Annotated in this window: 17 protein-coding genes and 1 pseudogene; 2 read left to right on the top strand and 16 right to left on the bottom strand. The window is 37.5% G+C overall.

What is annotated here, in order from left to right; all coding sequences use genetic code 11:
• Nucleotides 1-10 precede the first annotated feature (10 nt).
• A complete protein-coding gene (locus Q1B07_RS16835) occupies nucleotides 11-475 on the bottom strand; it encodes a hypothetical protein (RefSeq protein WP_299092203.1) in 465 nt (154 codons plus the stop codon).
• A 21-nt stretch (nucleotides 476-496) separates the two neighbouring features.
• A complete protein-coding gene (locus tag Q1B07_RS16830; protein WP_299092202.1) occupies nucleotides 497-931 on the bottom strand; it encodes a hypothetical protein in 435 nt (144 codons plus the stop codon).
• A gap of 191 nt (nucleotides 932-1,122) precedes the next feature.
• Between Q1B07_RS16830 and Q1B07_RS16825 the strand changes: the two genes are divergently transcribed.
• A complete protein-coding gene (locus Q1B07_RS16825) occupies nucleotides 1,123-1,944 on the top strand; it encodes a hypothetical protein (protein WP_299092201.1) in 822 nt (273 codons plus the stop codon).
• Nucleotides 1,945-2,059: 115 nt separating this feature from the next.
• Here the strand turns inward: Q1B07_RS16825 and Q1B07_RS16820 are convergent, their stop codons facing one another.
• Nucleotides 2,060-2,758, bottom strand: a complete 699-nt coding sequence (locus Q1B07_RS16820) for a hypothetical protein (RefSeq protein ID WP_299092200.1) — start codon at nucleotides 2,756-2,758, stop codon at nucleotides 2,060-2,062.
• Nucleotides 2,759-2,830: 72 nt separating this feature from the next.
• On the bottom strand, nucleotides 2,831-4,984 hold the full coding sequence (locus Q1B07_RS16815; RefSeq protein ID WP_299092199.1) for a DNA topoisomerase III: 2,154 nt from the start codon (nucleotides 4,982-4,984) through the stop codon (nucleotides 2,831-2,833).
• Between the two features lie 250 nt (nucleotides 4,985-5,234).
• Between Q1B07_RS16815 and Q1B07_RS16810 the strand changes: the two genes are divergently transcribed.
• The gene (locus Q1B07_RS16810; protein ID WP_299092239.1) at nucleotides 5,235-5,699 is read left to right on the top strand and encodes a DUF441 domain-containing protein; all 465 of its coding nucleotides are present in this window, start codon (nucleotides 5,235-5,237) and stop codon (nucleotides 5,697-5,699) included.
• 2 nt (nucleotides 5,700-5,701) lie between these two features.
• Here Q1B07_RS16810 and Q1B07_RS16805 read toward each other — a convergent pair whose 3' ends face one another.
• The 12 genes and pseudogenes from Q1B07_RS16805 to rny form a co-directional block, all read right to left on the bottom strand.
• Nucleotides 5,702-6,964: an MFS transporter gene (locus Q1B07_RS16805; protein WP_299092198.1), complete on the bottom strand. Its 1,263-nt coding sequence runs from the start codon at nucleotides 6,962-6,964 to the stop codon at nucleotides 5,702-5,704.
• Between the two features lie 213 nt (nucleotides 6,965-7,177).
• Nucleotides 7,178-8,002, bottom strand: a complete 825-nt coding sequence (locus tag Q1B07_RS16800; RefSeq protein WP_299092197.1) for a phosphosulfolactate synthase — start codon at nucleotides 8,000-8,002, stop codon at nucleotides 7,178-7,180.
• Between the two features lie 78 nt (nucleotides 8,003-8,080).
• A complete protein-coding gene (locus tag Q1B07_RS16795; protein ID WP_299092196.1) occupies nucleotides 8,081-8,380 on the bottom strand; it encodes a hypothetical protein in 300 nt (99 codons plus the stop codon).
• 264 nt (nucleotides 8,381-8,644) lie between these two features.
• Nucleotides 8,645-9,076 (bottom strand): annotated as a pseudogene (locus Q1B07_RS16790) (cell wall hydrolase).
• Between the two features lie 103 nt (nucleotides 9,077-9,179).
• Nucleotides 9,180-10,355 (bottom strand): glycine C-acetyltransferase, encoded by a 1,176-nt coding sequence (locus Q1B07_RS16785; protein ID WP_299092195.1) that lies wholly within the window; start codon nucleotides 10,353-10,355, stop codon nucleotides 9,180-9,182.
• 46 nt (nucleotides 10,356-10,401) lie between these two features.
• The gene (tdh, locus tag Q1B07_RS16780) at nucleotides 10,402-11,442 is read right to left on the bottom strand and encodes an L-threonine 3-dehydrogenase (protein ID WP_299092194.1); all 1,041 of its coding nucleotides are present in this window, start codon (nucleotides 11,440-11,442) and stop codon (nucleotides 10,402-10,404) included.
• A gap of 226 nt (nucleotides 11,443-11,668) precedes the next feature.
• A complete protein-coding gene (locus tag Q1B07_RS16775) occupies nucleotides 11,669-12,538 on the bottom strand; it encodes a 2-oxoacid:ferredoxin oxidoreductase subunit beta (RefSeq protein WP_299092193.1) in 870 nt (289 codons plus the stop codon).
• Between the two features lies 1 nt (nucleotide 12,539).
• Nucleotides 12,540-14,276: a 2-oxoacid:acceptor oxidoreductase subunit alpha gene (locus tag Q1B07_RS16770; protein ID WP_299092192.1), complete on the bottom strand. Its 1,737-nt coding sequence runs from the start codon at nucleotides 14,274-14,276 to the stop codon at nucleotides 12,540-12,542.
• A 335-nt stretch (nucleotides 14,277-14,611) separates the two neighbouring features.
• Nucleotides 14,612-15,535, bottom strand: coding sequence for a dipeptidase (locus Q1B07_RS16765; RefSeq protein ID WP_299092191.1), 924 nt, complete (start codon nucleotides 15,533-15,535; stop codon nucleotides 14,612-14,614).
• Nucleotides 15,536-15,643: 108 nt separating this feature from the next.
• The gene (spoVS, locus tag Q1B07_RS16760; RefSeq protein ID WP_003181955.1) at nucleotides 15,644-15,904 is read right to left on the bottom strand and encodes a stage V sporulation protein SpoVS; all 261 of its coding nucleotides are present in this window, start codon (nucleotides 15,902-15,904) and stop codon (nucleotides 15,644-15,646) included.
• 213 nt (nucleotides 15,905-16,117) lie between these two features.
• The gene (locus tag Q1B07_RS16755) at nucleotides 16,118-16,912 is read right to left on the bottom strand and encodes a TIGR00282 family metallophosphoesterase (protein ID WP_299092183.1); all 795 of its coding nucleotides are present in this window, start codon (nucleotides 16,910-16,912) and stop codon (nucleotides 16,118-16,120) included.
• Nucleotides 16,913-17,030: 118 nt separating this feature from the next.
• Nucleotides 17,031-18,596: a ribonuclease Y gene (rny, locus tag Q1B07_RS16750; protein WP_299092182.1), complete on the bottom strand. Its 1,566-nt coding sequence runs from the start codon at nucleotides 18,594-18,596 to the stop codon at nucleotides 17,031-17,033.
• Nucleotides 18,597-19,095: the final 499 nt, after the last annotated feature.

Raw genomic sequence — 19,095 nt, 5'->3', positions numbered from 1 at the left:
ATGCAAGGCATTACACTCTTAACGAGTAGTTGACTAAGCTGATCGTCATAAAAACAAGCAGGGTACCAAACAGGCTAAATGCAACCATATTTTCTTCCAAGCTGATTAAATAAGAAGCAGGTAAGCTGCATAAAGCGGGATCCTTAACTACTGCTGCAAGCATGTTCCCCATAAGGCTCCCAATAATTCCATTCAGAAAACCAGCTAAGAGAGATTGGAATTTTACTAGTGATCCAAATAATATACCTATTCCCCCTCCAATTAGGACTGTTAGCGCCATCATCATATACATTTGGTCGGCATACAAAAATTGCAAAATCATCGCAATCGTTAAACTTAAAATTCCAGAAATGCTCATAGACATAATCATTCCAAAACGGTCATTAAACAGCCTTCTTTTTTTAAACAGAATACGGTACATGATAATAGCAATGACACTATTCACGATCAGCAAACATGCTAAATAAAGGGTCATCCATACATCATCCCCTCAAGACTATGTATGCCTGGCAGAAAGGACGAATAAGAGAAGCGAAGCAAGAAAAATTCCTTCAAGGAAGCTTAAGAAGATGAAATTTGCCTTGGCTGCTGCCCCGATCATTGGCGCCATAAGTCCCATCATCAAACCATTCGCATAACCCGTTAATAAGGTTTGATAATCAAATAACCCTCCAAATAGCGCACCTGCCAACATACCTATAAAGGTAGAACAGATTGTTACATAAACAAATTGAAGCGGGAATTGATAAATTAAGATCACACCAGTAATGATTGCGAGAAAACCTCCAGCCATATTGGAAATGTTCATTCCCAATTGAAATCCAATCAGCTTACGGATTTTTAAAAGGTACATGTAGGTTAAAGCAAGCAACAATACGTTTCCATATAGCAAATAACCTAAAAACCCGCTTACCATATAAAACCACCTCATAATCTGATCGTCCTATGCTTCATTTTTATGAGGGATAGGCTTGTCGTTATTCTTTTCTTGTTTTAGATGTTTGGATAATTTTGTATCGAGACTGTAAAGGATACCCTGGGACAAACAAACTCTTATGCTAATATCTTAAAACACCTAACGACCGTCAGAGCATATACTGGGTATATATCCATGAAAGGAGTGTGCCTTCGATTAAACATTTAAAAGATCAAAGACATTTTCTAACACATGAAAATGAATTTCGTTGTCCTGAATGTGTGGATCCAGAACAAAATGATGATTTTTTTTGTTCACCTAATCATTGTCCCGAACAAATACCGCAGCCTAAATTCCCTTCTGCAAACAGCTCCTTTTCCCCTGAGGAATTGGCGGAGATTACCGAATGTATTGAACAGGCAAATGAAATCTTACTAACATTAGGTGTAGAAAGAGATCCAAATAATTTACGATCGTTACAGCAAAGTTTAAGGCTGCTAAGAAATCAACTAGTTATTGTAAAAATAAATTGTGGTGAGGAGCAGCTAAAGCTTTCAGGACTTTTTGTAGATGCAGGTTTGGATTTCATCATATTAGAAACCAATGTGGGAAACATATTAATTATTCCTACAGAACGTATTATTTTACTCGAACATCCAAATCCAACAGGATCAATGACAGGGAGAGCTGAAGAACTTATTGATATTAATTCCTGCCTCAGAAGGAATCTCACGTTCCACTTTGGTGCGGTTGTGTCTAAAAGCCCGTTTTTACTCAATCTTTTTTTTGGTTTAAAATTATCGCTATTTCTCGAAAGCTTTGTCGGCTGTTTTGTTTATGCAAAAGCCGAGAACGAAAAGATGGAGAAAGATGGTCGTTTAGTGAACGTAAATGATAGAAGGATTGAAGTGAAAGTAGACAGAGAGCAGCAGGGTATCGACTTTGATGAGTTATGCTTTTTAGAAATCGAACAAGAAAAATTGGCAAAGAGCCTTTTCCTTTTTAACGAGACTCCGATTATTACGTAAACGTTTCGTTAGGTAATAAGGAAGGTGCATTCATACAAAAGGGTCTGACTTACCAACACAACATAAAAGTTTGTTGGTTGAGTCAGACCCTTTTATTTCACTCTTATTAATATATTTAAGATAAATCAAATCTGACTTTGCAGCCCTTATGCTTCAATAATTGAAAATTTAGATCATCTGTTAAACCTGCTAAGCGCAATTCAAATCGATCATCACAAAATGGAATGGGATGATCGAAAAAACATGTAAATTTTGGCTGACATAATTCATTTTGATTTTGCTCAAGATTAAATGCAATGAACCTGTTTCGATTTTCATTTTGGCAGTGCGGACAGTGTTCTCTCTGCTGTTTCTTGTCTTGGCAATGTGGGCATTGCTCTTCTCGCTGTTTCTTGTTTTGGCATTTTGGACAGTGTTCTCTTTGATCTTTTCTGTTTTGGCAGTGCGGACATAGTTCAATACAGCCTTGGCGCTTGTCTTTACAATGCGGACATTCTAGATGTCTCATGATCTGTGTAAAACGCTGAAATTCAATACATCTGCAATTTGTAGCTTTAAGGTGTTCTTCGAATTTTGGTTGACAGTTTTTATCCAGCCATTCAACTTTTGAAATTCGGTCTGTTAAAACCGTAATAATCCTGCCATCTTTATGAACTAAATCAACAAAGTTTAGTCCTACATGACAAATTGTACCTTCAACTTCTAGGATGAGAGATTCATCTTCATCAATTTCTTTTATTTGCTTAAATCTAATAGCTTCAGGACCGATCTGCCGGTTATTTAAAGGATTGATTATTTCCTTTTTTATATACATAACACCCCTCCTAACTGGACTAATGTAGCATATGAAAATTCCATGAAGGGGGTTCAATATTAGGGTGTTTGCCTACAAATCATTTTTTTCTATCAAGAATCCTATCTTCCCGTTCTTCCATTCCAACTTTGCATCAAACGTTTTCTCACCTTTTTTAAACCCTTTAATAAGATTTGTACTGCCTTCTTTTAGCAACTTTTGAACATTCGTCTTAGTTATTTTCTTTCCAAGGATCAGCTTTGAAATCGTGAAATGACAATTAACAGTCTTGTAATTTGAACAACCATAAAATTGACCTTTATCAACAACATTGCCATCACACAGTTTACATTTTCCGACCTTCTTCCCCAATGTGTAACGAGACGAGGAACGTTGAATCGTATCAATTTGAAATCCCTCAAAATTCCAGTTTGGGGCAATGGCTATTGCATCATTTACAATTTTTGTTGACAGCTTTTTCGTTTGTTCCATGAAAACAGATGGTGATGCTTGTCCCTCACCAATTTCTGAGAGCCGCTGTTCCCATTTAGCCGTCATTTCTGGAGAAGCCAATATTTGATCTCCAATGGCTTCAATAAGAACCTTCCCTTTATCAGTTGCGAACACGTGATTCTTTTTTATTTCGATGTATTTTCGTTCCTTTAACATCGTGATAATTCCGGCTCTTGTCGCTTCTGTTCCTAATCCTTCGACCTTACTTAATACCTTTTCTAATTCATCATTGTCTAAATATTTTCCTGCTGTTTTCATTAATGTGATTAATTGACCTTCTGTAAAGCGTTTTGGTGGCTGTGTTTGACTTTCCTTTGTTTCAACTTTTTCAACATGTCCTGAATCTCCCTGCTTAACATTTGGGAGGATTTGATCCTTTTCTTTTTTATCCTGGTAGATAACCTTTCGCCAGCCTTCTTGAATTTGCTGTTTGCCCTTTGTGATAAATTCAGCGCGACCGTCTACTACTGTGGTTAATGTAGAGTAATCAAATATCGCTTTATCGTAGTGGACGGCTATAAGTCTTTTAATAATCATGTCATACATTTTCTGTTCATCTGTTGACAATTTTTTTGGATCTTTTACTTGCTCTGTTGGAATAATGGCATAATGATCGGTTACCTTTTTTTCATTAACATAACGAGGATTGTTTACAATTGATGACATTGGTAATGGAAAAAACTTTTTATAATCATCAAAGGCACTTAATTTAGCAAGAATTTCCGGAAAAAGCTCTGCCTCCCCTTTTGTTACAAAGGTAGAGTCACTGCGGGGATAAGATACAATCCCTTTTTGATACAATGTCTGTACAATATCCAGCGTTTTTTTCGGCGAAAATTTATAGATTTTATTAGCCTCTGCTTGCAATGATGATAAATTGAAAAGAAAAGGTGGTTGGTATTCCTTACGCTCGGTTTTCAGTTCTTTGATTTCAGCAGGTTTTCCCTTGCAAAATGCAGCAATCTTCTCCGCCAAATCTTTATTCATTACTCTGCTTTGTTGGTCTTTTTGCCATTTCCCTTTATATTTTTTACCACCAATTGCAAATGTCGCGACAACTTCCCAAAATGGCTCAGGCTTAAATTTCTCAATCTCCTTTTCCCTTTTCACGATTAATGCAAGTGTTGGCGTCTGAACTCTGCCTGCGGAAAAAACATCGTTCATTCCCTTTTCTTTTAGTAAAAGTGAATATACCCTTGATGCATTCATTCCGACAAGCCAATCTGCACATGCACGAGAATATGCTTCATAATAAAGGTTCCTCGTATTTTCCTCATCAAGTAATTGGCGAAATCCCTGAAGTATCGATGCCGGAGTAAGTGATGAAATCCATAATCTTTTGAGCGGTTTTTTAACTCCGGAAAGCTGAATGATATTTCTTATGATCAGTTCTCCTTCACGCCCAGCATCACCTGCGTGAATAATTTCCTTTACCACAGGATTTTTTAACAGCTGACTAACAATATAATATTGTTTTGCTTTAGACTTCATTACTTCATATTTAAATTTTTCAGGAATAATCGGTAACGTTGATAATGTCCATTTTTTCCATTCTGGATGGTAATCTTCAGGAGCCACAAGCTGCGTTAAGTGGCCTATTGCCCATGTACAATAAGCACCATTTGGAAAAAATTCATTTGGTTTTATTTCATAATATCCATCTTTTTTAACTCTCTCAAATTGTGAACATAGAGTTGAAGCCTGATCCGGCTTTTCTGCAATTATAACCTTCATTTATTTATCACCTTACATTTTGTTAAGAAACTACCATTTTTTAAAACTCTTTTTTATATGTAGTAAAACCTCTCCACTGTTGGAAGTTACACTTTATTTTACTTTATTTTCATTCGTTAGGAAAATGAGAGAAATGAAATTATTTTGTAGATGTTTTGTGCAATTCAGTAAGGAAAGAGCATACTTTCTTCATCCTATACATACAAATATGTCAGGAAAGCAAATGGGACAGGGGTTGGTTACAATGAATATATCAGCAGGGGAATTATCACTAGTCATTCTTATTATAGTAGGATTAATTGGCCGCTCTCCGATTATTGCAACAGCTGCAAGCATCTTGTTGGTTTTAAAATTATCATCCCTTGAGCGGTTTTTTCCAATGCTAGAACGGCGCGGTTTGGAATTAGGACTTATGTTTTTAACGATTTCGGTTTTGGTTCCTTTTGCTAGCGGAAAAATAACAGGAAAGGATATTTTACTCCTCCTAACAACACTTTCTGGGGCTGTGGCCCTTGCAGGAGGAGCACTTGCTACATATATGAATGGAAAAGGATTGGAAATGCTTCGTGTTGAACCCCACATGATTGTCGGTCTTGTAGTGGGTTCGATTGTCGGAATCGTTTTTTTGCGTGGGATTCCAGTTGGTCCCCTTATGGCTGCCGCGATCACTGCGTTATTAATGAAAATTATCTACTTACTGGCTAAAATTTTCTAAGTTTATGAAGTAGGTATCTTCTCCCGTTGTTTAAACAGGGTAGCCAATTGCTTTGTCTTGTCTTGTTCACCTTCATTACTATTACTTGGCTTTATTAAGAAAAAGGCTAATATCAAGGTCAACAAACTTAAACCAGCCATACTGAAAAAAACCGTTTGATGTGAAATTTTCATTAACCAGCTAAATAATGGCGGACCGAACGCTACTCCGAGGAAACGTACACTGCCATATAATGAGGTAATCATACCTCGTTCAGCTTTATTAACAGCCCCAGTAATTAACGTATTCAAACAAGGCAGCAGAAGACCTGTTCCGATACTGCCTAATGTTAATAGACCTACCATAGGTACAATCTGTTCAAGAAAAGATACAGCGACCATTGAGCTAGTTAACAAAATCAATCCTATAACCATAACTCTTCGTATGAGAGGTTTATTTTGCTTTATTTTTGCCCCTGTTATATAGGCTGTGAGCACCATTCCAAATAGGGGAATTGCCAAAATACATCCTTTTATGATTCCATCAACTTTAAATGTTTCTTCAAGAATATCTGATAAATAAAATAAAACACCAAAAAGGATGAACAAACCGACTGAACCGACAAAAAATGAAGGAATCAGCCATTTCCCCTTTTGTTTAAAAATTTGTTTTAAATCACCAAGATACTTTGGCAGCGGTTTGCCCTCCATTTTTTTCTTTTCCTTTACACCAATCCAAACAAAGAGTGCAGTTGCAAAGCATAAAAGTGGGAATGTAAAAAACACTGCAAACCAAACAATCAATGCAATCAAAGATCCGATAATGGGAGAAAATATCTTCCCTAACCCGTTTGTTGATTCAATAATGCCAAGTGCTTTACTTTCTTGTGCACCTGAATAAACATCTCCGATTAAGGCCATCGCAATCGGTGAAGTACCAGCAGCACCAATTCCTTGAATAATTCTTCCTACTAATATCCATGTATAGGAATTATCGAGTAACCATGCGGCAAGACCTGAAACAATTCCTCCGATACCATAGATCACTAAAGATAAAACAATAATCCACTTTCGTCCGAATCGATCTGATAAATAACCGACAAACGGAATGATTAATCCCGCAGCAAGAGAAAACACTGTGATAGTTAGACTAACTTGAAATTCTGATAAACCCAATTTTGATTTCATTGTCGGTAGTACAGGGACTAACATAGAATTTCCCAAAACCATGACTAATGGAATGAGAGCGATCGCAACTATGTTTGCTTTTCCTTGTTTTGCTTCCATTTCCCTTTCCTCCAAATAAAATATCTCTTCTTTGTTTACATTTCCCTTAACTATATTTTTGATACAATCCAATGCATGGATGCACCTCATTTTCACTTTTTTCAAATGCTACATTTTATATTAAACAATATTTGTATTTAAGTAAGAGGTAAAACAAAAGGGACAGTCACTCTCTAAACAAATGTTAGAAAGAACAGTCCCTTTCACTTTACGTTATTCAATCTGTAAAATCGTATGAGAGCGATTCAGCGGAAAAGTATCAAATCTTAAACCCCTTCTTAAGCATTCAAGATTAAAAGCATCCTCGCATTGGATATTTCCTAAATTAACATTTCTTCCCCAAAATTGTATTAATTCAATCTGCTGTTTTTTTTGCGGAGCTTCCCAGATAAGGTATTTTCTTACATCGTTCGTAATCGTTTTATCGATATTAATAAGAAATTCCTTATCAATCAGACCTTGCTCATTATAAATGCCTACGTTTTTCCCCGACTCCCGTCCTTCAACAATCACATAAGAAGCACCGCATTCCAGATCAGAATAAAGGGTTCGTTCCAATTCTTTTACTTCCAAATAGCTGCCCTCAGCTTTTTTTCCACATTCTGTGATGACTGTGAATCCTTTTCCTACGGCTTCCTGAATAACTTTTCTCCGCTTTCGATAAGTTAATTCGATTGTTCCATCTGAAATTTCTAGATGATCAAATCCTATTCTCTCTATATACTCAAAATACTCCCCTAAAACACCTTTATGGGCTGCTATTTCAAACAATGTTCCACCTGGATAGACTGCAATATTTTCTTTCTTAGCTAAAAGCAATTTTTTTTTCAAAAGCTCTGGAGGATACAACATTGTTGTTCCAAAACCGAGTTTTATATAATCAACATATTGACCTGCAAGTTGTAACATTTCTTCAAATAAAGCTAATCCTATTCCTTTATCAATTAGCATTGTTAAACCAAGTTCTTCTGACTCACTTACCCTTTCTCCTGACGGATCAATAAGTTTCGGCTGACAGAAATTTTGCGGATATTTCACAGAACGGTCCCTCCTAGTGGGTAAAATGTCTATGAAGCATCCTATGCATGACACTTTAAAGAAGTTCTTCCTGACATCTTATTCACTCTGTTCTTGAGTATCTTTATCGATATCAATCAATTCTCCACCAAAATGAATAAACATATTTGGTTCCTTTTCTCCTTCTCCAAGAATCGATTTTTTTAGGCCATCGATGTACTTAGCAGTAATATCGATAAAGTTTTGCTTTTCACCAGGGTTATCCAATTGCCCCATTATATAAAGGTCTTTGTCATCTTTATACAAATAGGCTATGTATCCAATCGCTTTGCCTTTTGTATCTACTACATTTATGATTTCACCTTGTTCATTGCGAAACTCTGGCTGAAAAAATATCATCGTCCATGCTCCTTTCCGTGATTTCATCTTTATTTGCCTTATTAAAAGAGTATGACCCATATTTTAGAGTGGCTAATAAGGTTATAAAAAATACGTATCGGAAATAGGTAAAGGCTGTCTATCTAGTCATAATTATGACTATTAGACAGCCTTATCTTAGCTTTTTTCCACATTGTTAATTAGAAAGATCGATAAGATTCCTTGACAGAAAAGAAACCTTTAGCTTATAAACGAGCACTAAAAAGTTATAATTAAGTACTCTCTTTAAAATGTACTATAAACATCCGGACAAGCTGTGTTCGTTGGCTTGTAAAAGCAATGCGATTTAAATCTTCCTGCATTCCATTGATTGTACCATTGTGCTGGACAAGTTCCCGATCTGGTTGCCTGGATTTTAAGGATATATCGACCATTAGAGAAATGGTTTTCCAACATCCAGGCGGGTTTGAGGCTACGATAAAGGGATATTTTTACCTAGCTGCAAGAGATATGGATATTCCACTTGCCCGTAGAGTCATTAATGGAGAGCGCTTCCATCCTGCAAGTTTTTCATTATGTTTTTTTAGACCACCGTGTTCTGTTCACTCCAACATTTCCGACCATTAACATACCCAGCTTCCCATCACCTTCTGCCTTTGCCCTCATTAAACGAGCTAACAATTTCACATCAGCTTCAGTTGCTTTTACTACTGCCAACGGAATCACTCCCATAAATGTATTATTGCCATGTATATGAAGAGAGAGATCGTCTTAGTGTTGTAATTGTATAAACTTATATAATTTGATAACGAATGAAAGCTTAAATAATCTGTAGTTCTCTGCCAGCCTTCTCAAAAATATCCAGTGCTTCCTGAAGCTGATCCTCCGTATGTTCTGCTGTAACAATTGTCCTCACCCGTGCAAGCCCTTTTGCTACTGTTGGGAATGCGATACCTTGGGCAAAAACTCCATATTCTAATAGCTTATCGGAAAATTGATGTGAAAGTGCTTCATCACCAAGAATCACTGGTGTAATCGGTGTATTGCTTTTCCCGATATTAAAACCTAAATGGTTAAGGCCATCCTTAAAGAATGTTGTATTTTCCCATAAACGCTCAATTAGATGAGGCTCTTCTAAAAGTACACGGATTGCTTCGCTGCATGCAGCTGTAACAGCAGGGGGATGAGATGTGCTGAACAAAAACGGGCGCCCACGATGTATTAAATAGTCTATTAGCGTTCTTGAGCTTGCTACATATCCTCCTAATACACCTATGGCCTTGCTTAGTGTTCCCACTTGAATGTGCACTCTGCCATCTAAACCAAAATGATTCACGGTTCCGCGGCCATTTTCACCTAAAACACCTGAAGCGTGTGCATCATCGACCATCACTAATGCATCATACTTCTCCGCTAGATCAACAATTTCAGGAAGTGGTGCAATGTTTCCATCCATTGAAAACACACCATCTGTTACGATGATTCGAACTCTAAAATCCTTTGATTCTTGCAATGCTCTTTCAAGATCTGCCATATCAACATGGTTATATACTTTTCTTGCTGCTTTTGTTAAGCGAATTCCATCAATAATTGATGCATGGTTGAGTGCATCAGAAATAACAACGTCTTCTTTTGTTAAGATCGAAGAAAGAACCCCTTGGTTTGTTGTAAAACCCGACTGGAATACTAATGCCGCTTCGGTATGTTTAAATTCCGCAAGCTTTTCTTCAAGCTCTTTATGCATGGTGAACGTACCTGCAATGGTTCGAACTGACCCAGTACCTGCACCAAAATTCTCAACAGCTTCCAGGGCTGCCTTTCGCAGTCTTGGATGTGAGGTTAAGCCTAAATAATTATTGGAAGAAAGCTGGATCACCTCTTTTCCATTAATAATTACCTTTGCACCTTGATCACTTTCCAACGGAATTAATGTCCGAAAAGTACCTTGTTTTTTCATTTCATCTAGCTCAGATTGTAAATATTCAAAGCCTTTCACTTTCCATTCCTCCTCTTCATTTATTTAGCAAAAACTAAAATTGCCGTTACGGTTGTAAGACAACCTTGCCACAGTTCCCCTCTATCATTAAATCAAAGCCCTTTTCAAATTCTTCAAGTGAAAAGTGGTGGGTTATGATCGGGCGTGTATTAATCTGCCCTGAATGTATAAGAGCGGAAACCTGCTGCCAGGTCTCAAACATTTTTCTGCCGGTTATACCTTGCACGGTTATCCCCTTGAATACAATATCATTGGTCACATCAACTTCAACCGGACGTAACGGTAAACTTAAAATGGATACCCTTCCGCCGTTTGTTACCATTTTAAACCCATGATTCATCGCAACCGGATGTCCTGACATTTCACATACAACATCAACTCCATTTCCCCCTGTTAAAAATTCGACAACCTCAAGAGGATTTTCCTTGTTTGAGTTAATAATTCTAGTTGCCCCCATCTCTTTTGCTAAATTTAAACGGTAATCGTTTAAATCAAGCGCGATCACTTGTGCAGCACCAGCAGCTTTAGCAACACCAACTGCCATCATGCCAATTGGACCGCAGCCGATAATGGCTACTGTTTTTCCGATGACTTCTCCTGATAAAACAGTATGGACAGCATTTCCCATCGGTTCTTGAATGGAGGCAATATCAAATGGCATTTCCTTTGGATTTTTCCAAAGATTAGCTGAAGGTAGTGCAACATATTCTGCAAAACAGCCCTGTGTATCGACGCCAATTATTTTTGTATGTTTACAAATATGCGCTCTGCCTGTTAAACATTGCTGACATTTTCCACAAACAATATGAGTTTCTGCTGATACAGAATCTCCTATTTCAATATTTGTAACCTTATTCCCTTTTTGAACAACTTCTCCAGAAAATTCATGTCCGAAAATATAAGGTGGTTTAACGCGACTCTGTGACCACTCATCCCATTTATAAATATGAACATCTGTACCGCAAATTGATGTCGCTTTTACTTTGATAAGGACTTCATCCTCGTTTATTTGTGGTATCTCCACCATTTGAAGCTGAGCTCCATACCCCTGGTGATGCTTAACAACCGCTTTCATTTTTCCGCCCATGATGTACACCCCTCTTATTGTAAACCCTTACATATTAATATTTTATCACCTCGTACAAAAATGTAAATAAGATTGTCCATCTCACATAAACACATGATTGCTGTCAATATAAATTTTTTTATTTTAGATAGAAACATGCAAAAAAAGCTGTCTAAAAACAAAAGGGTCAGTCCCACAAACACATTTCATTGATGTTTGTTTGGGGACAAACCCTTTTAAGACAGTCTTACATAAATTCTGCAACTAATTTATTAAATTCCTCTTCATCAATCGCTAATTCAGCTTTTGATAATGGTGTTTCACTATATCCATTCAGGAGTTCTTGATATGATTTTTGTTCCGTATTTTGATAAATCAAACCTGTAACTAATCCATTATGTCTCATTAGTGTTTGCATGGCCATTTCTTTATTGTGAGGATCATAGCCTTCAACATTCGCAAGCTTAGTTAAGTTTTCTTTAAACCAATCATATGTGTTCACCTTATTGTAAGTAACACAAGGACTAAACACGTTAATAAGCGAGAAGCCTTTATGATTAATACCAGCTTCAATAAGGGCTGTTAAATCCTTTAGATCAGTTGAAAAGCTTTGTGCAACAAATGTAGCCCCTGCTGTTAACGCCATTTCCATTACCGATAGGGATGACTCAATTGAGCCTTGAGGTGTACTCTTTGTCACAAAACCTGCATCACTTCGAGGTGATGTTTGACCTTTTGTTAAACCGTAAATTTGGTTATCCATGACAATATACGTCATGTCAATGTTTCGTCGAATCGCATGAATAGTATGACCCATCCCGATTGCAAATCCGTCACCATCTCCACCTGAAGCAATAACTGTTAAATCTTTATTCGCCATTTTAACACCTTGTGCAATCGGTAAAGAACGTCCATGTATGCCATGAAAACCATACGAATTAATGTATCCGGAAATCCTCCCTGAACACCCGATACCAGAAACAACAGCAAGCTGATCTGGTGTTAATCCTACATTCGCTGCAGCACGCTGAATAGCAGCCTGTACAGAGAAATCACCACACCCAGGGCACCAGTTCGGTTTTACGTTATTACGGAAATCTTTAAACGTTGTTGCCATGTTAGATCAGCTCCTTGCTTCTCGTATGAATTTCATGAGGTAAGAATGGGTTGCCATCATATTTTAATAATGAAGAAATCTTATTCGCATACCCTACATTCATTTTTAACAGGCTTGCCAGCTGGCCTGTTGCATTGTTTTCAACAACAATAACCTTTTTAGCAGCTTCAATTAATGGAAGCATTTCTTCAGTTGGGAACGGATGAATAAGGCGAATTTGTGCATGGTTTACTTTAATACCATCAGCTTCTAGACGTGTCATCGCTTCTTCAATTGTTCCTCTCGTCGAAATATACCCTACAAGTAAAATATCTGGGTTTTCGTGTTGAATATGTTTATGAACAGGGTTTTTAAATTGAATGTTGGCAAGTTTTCTTAATCGCTTGTCCATCTGTTCCTTACGATTACCCGCAGACTCTGACGGCTTGCCTGTTTCATCATGCTCTACACCTGTGACATGGTGAATACCATTTTTCATACCTGGAATTACCCGAGGTGAAATTCCGTCTTCTGTTACCTCATAGCGTTTGAAATAACCTTTATTTTCAATTTCAGGCAGCTCTTCCGTTTGAAGCTTGCCACGACGAATTTCAATTTGGCTATAATCTAGCGGTTCAACTGTTTGTTTACCTAATGAAAGCTGTAAATCTGTTAACAAAATGACAGGAACCTGGTATTCTTCAGCAATATTAAATGCCTCAATTGTATCATAGAAAGCTTCTTGTACAGTGCTTGGTGCCATAACCACTTTAGGAATTTCACCATGAGTACCGTAAATCATCGCCATTAAGTCTGATTGCTCTTGTTTTGTCGGTAATCCAGTACTTGGACCGCCACGTTGCGTGTCAACGATCACTAATGGCTGTTCTGTCATACCTGATAAACCGATTGCTTCCATCATTAATGATAAGCCTGGCCCAGCTGAAGCAGTAAACGTACGGGCACCTGCATAGTTAGCCCCAATTGCCATCGTACAAGCAGCAATTTCATCCTCTGTTTGTATAACTGCTCCGCCAAATTTAGGAAGCTTTTTAATTAAGTACTCCATTATTTCTGATGCTGGAGTAATTGGATATGCAGCCATAAAACGTGAGCCGCCTGCAATCGCACCTAAAGCAATGGCGTCATTTCCGATCATGAACATCCGTTTTTTTCCATCAGCTTTTTCAAGAAACATGTCCTGTCGGATATATCCAAGCTCATTTTTTAAATAATCGGCACCTTTTTCAATAGCCTGCATATTTTTCTCAACGATCTTTTCACCTTTACGGCCATATGTGTCATGAACAACTTCATGATATCCGCGCGGATCTAAATTAAGAATCGCACTTGTTGCTCCGATTGCAACCATGTTTTTCATAAGGGAAGTACCTAATTCCGTTGCGATTTCTGTAAACGGCACTGAATAGAGTGTAACATCCGCTCCTTCAGGTATCGTTGGATTAAATTTTGCATCAGCAAGTACAATCCCTCCAGTACGCAGCTCATGGAAGTTGACATCAATTGTTTCTTGATCAAAAGCTACCAATATATCAAGATCGTCTGAGATTGAACGAACTTGTGTCGTACTAACACGAATTTTATTGTTTGTATGGCCGCCTTTAATTCGTGATGAAAAGTGGCGGTATCCGTATAAATAATAGCCTAGTCGGTTTAATGCAATTGAGAAGACTTCACCAGTACTTTCAATACCTTCTCCTTGCTGTCCTCCAACTTTCCAGGAAAGTTGACTAATCATGTGTATTTACACCCCTCTAAAAAATGCAAAATAAAGTTATACATATAACTTATAGTTTATCATAATTCCGTCCAATTTTTTTATAATTCTTAATCCATTGAGAAAACTGAGTTTTTTAATTGGAATTTACTAAACGTTAACAATTTTAGACCCTTAACTTAAAAAATACAAGAGGTTAGCTTAAAATAATCTGTTAAACTTGCCAGTTAATGCCTTCTTTATGTACTAGCTATTTAGCGGGATGTGCAGGAGCCCTTATAGAGTTTATGTTGTATACTTTGAAGTCCACCCTAGTTTATTGCTTCCTCTGAGATTTTCGCTCAAACATATTTATTTTAATAAGAAATGTGATCGATAAAGTTATGATAAACAAGTTTATTGACCAATCTTTGCGGATAATAGTTCAACAAATGATTGATGAAACCGTAGTAACATGCATAATTTTCTAGTCCCTTTATCATAACTTCGATTCCATCGAAGTCTGAGCCAAATCCTATATTGTTCTCTCCACCTAGGGAACAAAGATAATCGATATGATGAAGAACATCTGACATGATGGGCTGTGGAGTATTCGCTATAAAGTACGGGACAAAAGTCACACCAATCATGCCGTTCTTTTTAAACAATGCGATGATTTGTTCGTTCTTTAAATTACGAACATGCGGGCAAAGCTTATATACATTAGAATGTGAAGCAATTGGGTACTTCGCTAATTCAAGAGCCTCCCAAAAGCTTCGTTCACAAGTATGGGATAAATCCGTCCAAAGGTTCTGACTATTCAAATAGGAAATGACCCTTCTTCCGAAGTTTGTCAGGCCGCCATTCCGTTTTTCAAGGGCACCGTCCGCAACTAGATTGGCATAATTCCAGGTTAAACCAACAGAGCGAACCCCTAATTGATATAGAATTTCCAACTGATCAAGCTGATCCCCGATGGCATCACAGCCTTCTAATGTTAAAATGGCTCCAATTTCATTTTCAGTAAGGTGGTCGATATCTGATTTTGTTTTAATTAATTTTATTTCCGGATATTTTTTTAACACTTTTTGATAAAAGATGTTAATTTGTGAATGGGCAACTGCTAGACGGTTTACAAATGGCACATCCTCTGGAACATAGATGGCAAAGCATTGAATGGGTTTATCCATTATTTTCAATTTTGAAATCGAGACGTGCAAGCTTTCATCATCATAAACATTAATGTTTTTGTCTCGCCATAGCTTAAATAGCATATCACAATGGGCATCAAAGACTCTCATTCGCCAATTTCCCCCTTCAACCTTTGTTCCGTATACAAAGCAAGGGTTTGACTCTATATCAAGAGTCAAACCCTTTAAATGACATATGTCTTTGTTCTCTTACGATTCTTATCTCGGCTCGACAATTAGTTTAATTGCCGTCCGCTCTTCGCCATCTATTTGAATATCGGTGAATGCTGGAATACAAATTAAATCAACACCGCTTGGAGCTACAAAACCCCTTGCGATGGCTACTGCTTTAACTGCCTGATTAAGTGCACCGGCACCAATTGCTTGAATTTCAGCGGCTCCCCGCTCTCTCAAAACGCCGGCTAATGCACCAGCGACAGAATTAGGATTAGATTTTGCTGATACCTTTAATATTTCCATTTCTAGCTCCCCCTTATTTTCAATGAATCCTTGAGTGTTCATTAGAACATCATTGGTATAATTTGTTTAAAAAGGGCTCCCCTCATTTACCCTTTTAAACAGTGTTAGTTCATCATCCATTGATACTATATTCACTAGAAAAGGAAAGTATTCCTGCTTGTTCGCACATAATTTCGAAAATTAATTGTAGAATTTAAAAGCGACAAACATTCATTACTCAAAAAATAGATGATCGTCATTTATTAAAATACGATCTATTTTTTTGGCTTGACCTGTATTTTTGTCTATATCAATTACCACAGCGCTTAATTGCGTACGCCCTTTTGCTACATCATGGCGTACAGGTAAATTCGTAAGGAATCTTTTTAAAATCATATGCCGATCTACTCCAAGTATCCCATCATAAGGTCCTGTCATACCAACATCCGAGATATAAGCTGTGCCTTTATCCAAAATACGATTATCTGCTGTTTGTACATGTGTATGGGTACCGACAACTGCTGAAACTCTTCCGTCTAAATACCATCCTATCGCCTGTTTTTCACTTGTTGCTTCGCCATGAAAATCAACAAAAATAATTGGAGTACGCTTTCTCGCTTCTGCAACAAGCTCGTCAGCCTTTTTAAAAGGACAATCAGATGGAGGCAAAAATGCACGGCCCTGCAGATTAATCACAGCAACCTCTTTTCCAGCAACAGTAACAAAAACCATCCCTTTGCCAGGATTTTCTTCGGGAAAATTAGCAGGGCGGATCATCTTCTGTGCACGATCAATAAATTCAAAAATTTCCCGATTATCCCACGTGTGATTTCCCATTGTTATAACATGTGCACCTAATTCGAGAAATTGCTGATAAATCTTTTCGGTTATTCCTTTCCCATGGGCGGCATTTTCGCCGTTAATAATGACAACATGGGGATTGTATTTCGTTTTTAACTTTGGTAAATACTCCTTCACCATGTCGCGTCCTGGAGAACCAAATACATCTCCTACAAACAAAATTCTCATCTTCAAAGCCCTCTCTAGTTATCATTGAATTTCTTTTATTAAAAAATACTCTCTATGTATTTAAACTTATTTTTGCATAAACAATATAAAAAATAAAGTGGTGCATTTCTGCACCACTCTATTTTGCATATTCAACTGCTCTTGTTTCACGAATTACAGTTACTTTAATATGTCCTGGATAGTCGAGTTCATCTTCTATTCGCTTTCGAATATCTCTTGCTAAACGATGTGCTTGAAGATCGTCAATACTATCAGGCTTAACCATAATACGAACTTCTCTACCAGCCTGGATAGCAAATGACTTTTCAACACCCTCATACGATTCAGAGATTTCCTCAAGCTTCTCTAGGCGACGAATGTAATTTTCCAGCGTTTCACTACGTGCACCCGGCCTTGCAGCTGATAACGCATCTGCTGCTGCAACAAGCACCGCAATGATTGATGTCGGTTCCTTATCACCATGATGGGAAGCAATACTGTTGATAACGACAGGATGTTCTTTATACTTCGTAGCGAGCTCAACACCGATCTCAACATGGCTTCCTTCTACTTCATGGTCAATCGCCTTACCGATATCATGCAGGAGACCTGCTCGTTTCGCTAATAACACATCTTCTCCAAGTTCGGCAGCCATCAATCCTGCTAAGAATGAAACCTCCATCGAGTGTTTCAATACGTTTTGACCATAGCTTGTTCTAAATTTCAAACGACCTAAGATTTTAATCAAATCAGGATGCAGGCCATGTACACCTACCTCAAATGTTGTTTGTTCTCCAATTTCCCGGATGTATTCATCAACTTCACGACGAGACTTCTCAACCATCTCTTCAATACGCGCAGGGTGAATACGTCCATCTTGAACCAGCTTGTCTAGCGCAATTCTTGCAGTTTCCCGGCGAATTGGATCAAACCCTGATAAAATAACGGCTTCAGGTGTATCATCAATGATCAGATCTATACCCGTTAATGTTTCTAATGTACGAATATTTCGTCCTTCACGTCCAATAATACGGCCCTTCATTTCATCATTTGGAAGATTGACAACAGATACAGTAGTTTCTGCTACATGATCTGCTGCACATCGTTGAATAGCAAGCGACAGGATTTCTTTAGCCTTCTTGTCAGCCTCTTCCTTCGCACGATTTTCGCTATCTTTAATCATCATAGCGATATCATGAGTAAGTTCATTTTCAACCTTTTCAAGAATGATCGACTTTGCTTCATCTCGTGTAAGGCTAGATATGCGCTCAAGCTCCGATTGCTGCTTACGCACCATCTCCTCCACTTTGCTTTCCATCTCTTCAATATGCTGTTGTCTTTCATTCAGAGAATCTTCTTTCTTCTCTAGCATAACTTCTCGTTTATCTAAAGACTCATCCTTACGGTCAAGATTCTCTTCCTTTTGTAATAAGCGATTTTCTTGTTTCTGAAGCTCATTTCGTCTCTCACGAACTTCCTGCTCTGCTTCTGTTCGCAACTTGTGGATTTCATCCTTTGCTTCTAGAAGTGCTTCCTTTTTCGTTGCTTCTGCATCACGCTTTGCGTCCTCAAGAATCTGCTCTGCTGCATGATTAGCACCAGCAATTTTCGCTTCGGCAATGGATTTACGAACAAAATAGCCAACAACTGCACCGACGATTAGGCCAAGCAAAATGGAGATGATTATTGAAACGATGTCCATCATTACACCTCCTCTTGCTATGAACTTGTTTTTCTAGATTAAAGTGTCGGCATGTACATTGTTCAATTTTAAGTTGTCAACATACAGCACAAAGCTTAATTATCATGTTGAACTTTGCGTCTTAATCATTTTTAGGAAGACTAATTCAAGTACCAACATTTTTGCTTTCAAAATGCTTCAATCATCATTCTACAAAATTGTAAAATATACATACTAATTGTAAATGTGTGAAATTTTCTTGTCAAGCCTGTCATTATAACGATTGCAGCCTCTCTTGTGTATAGTTCGAGTGAAAACCCTATTAAAAATCGCGAAGACAAGAGTGAATTTTGTAGAATTGTGTCATATTATTTTAGTGCGGTTAAATAATAATTATCATGATTATATCCAAATATGAACCTTTTCTATACTCATTCTCTACATTTAACCTGAATTATTCACAGATTTTCTAATATAGGCTAATATCGCCTATCTAATCAGCTTTCTTGTTACTATTTAATGC

The sequence above is a fragment of the uncultured Metabacillus sp. genome (genome assembly GCF_947503125.1).
Classification (GTDB): domain Bacteria; phylum Bacillota; class Bacilli; order Bacillales; family Bacillaceae; genus Metabacillus.
Note: the sequence above shows the minus strand (reverse complement) of the source record. Positions and strands in the feature narration are given on the sequence as shown.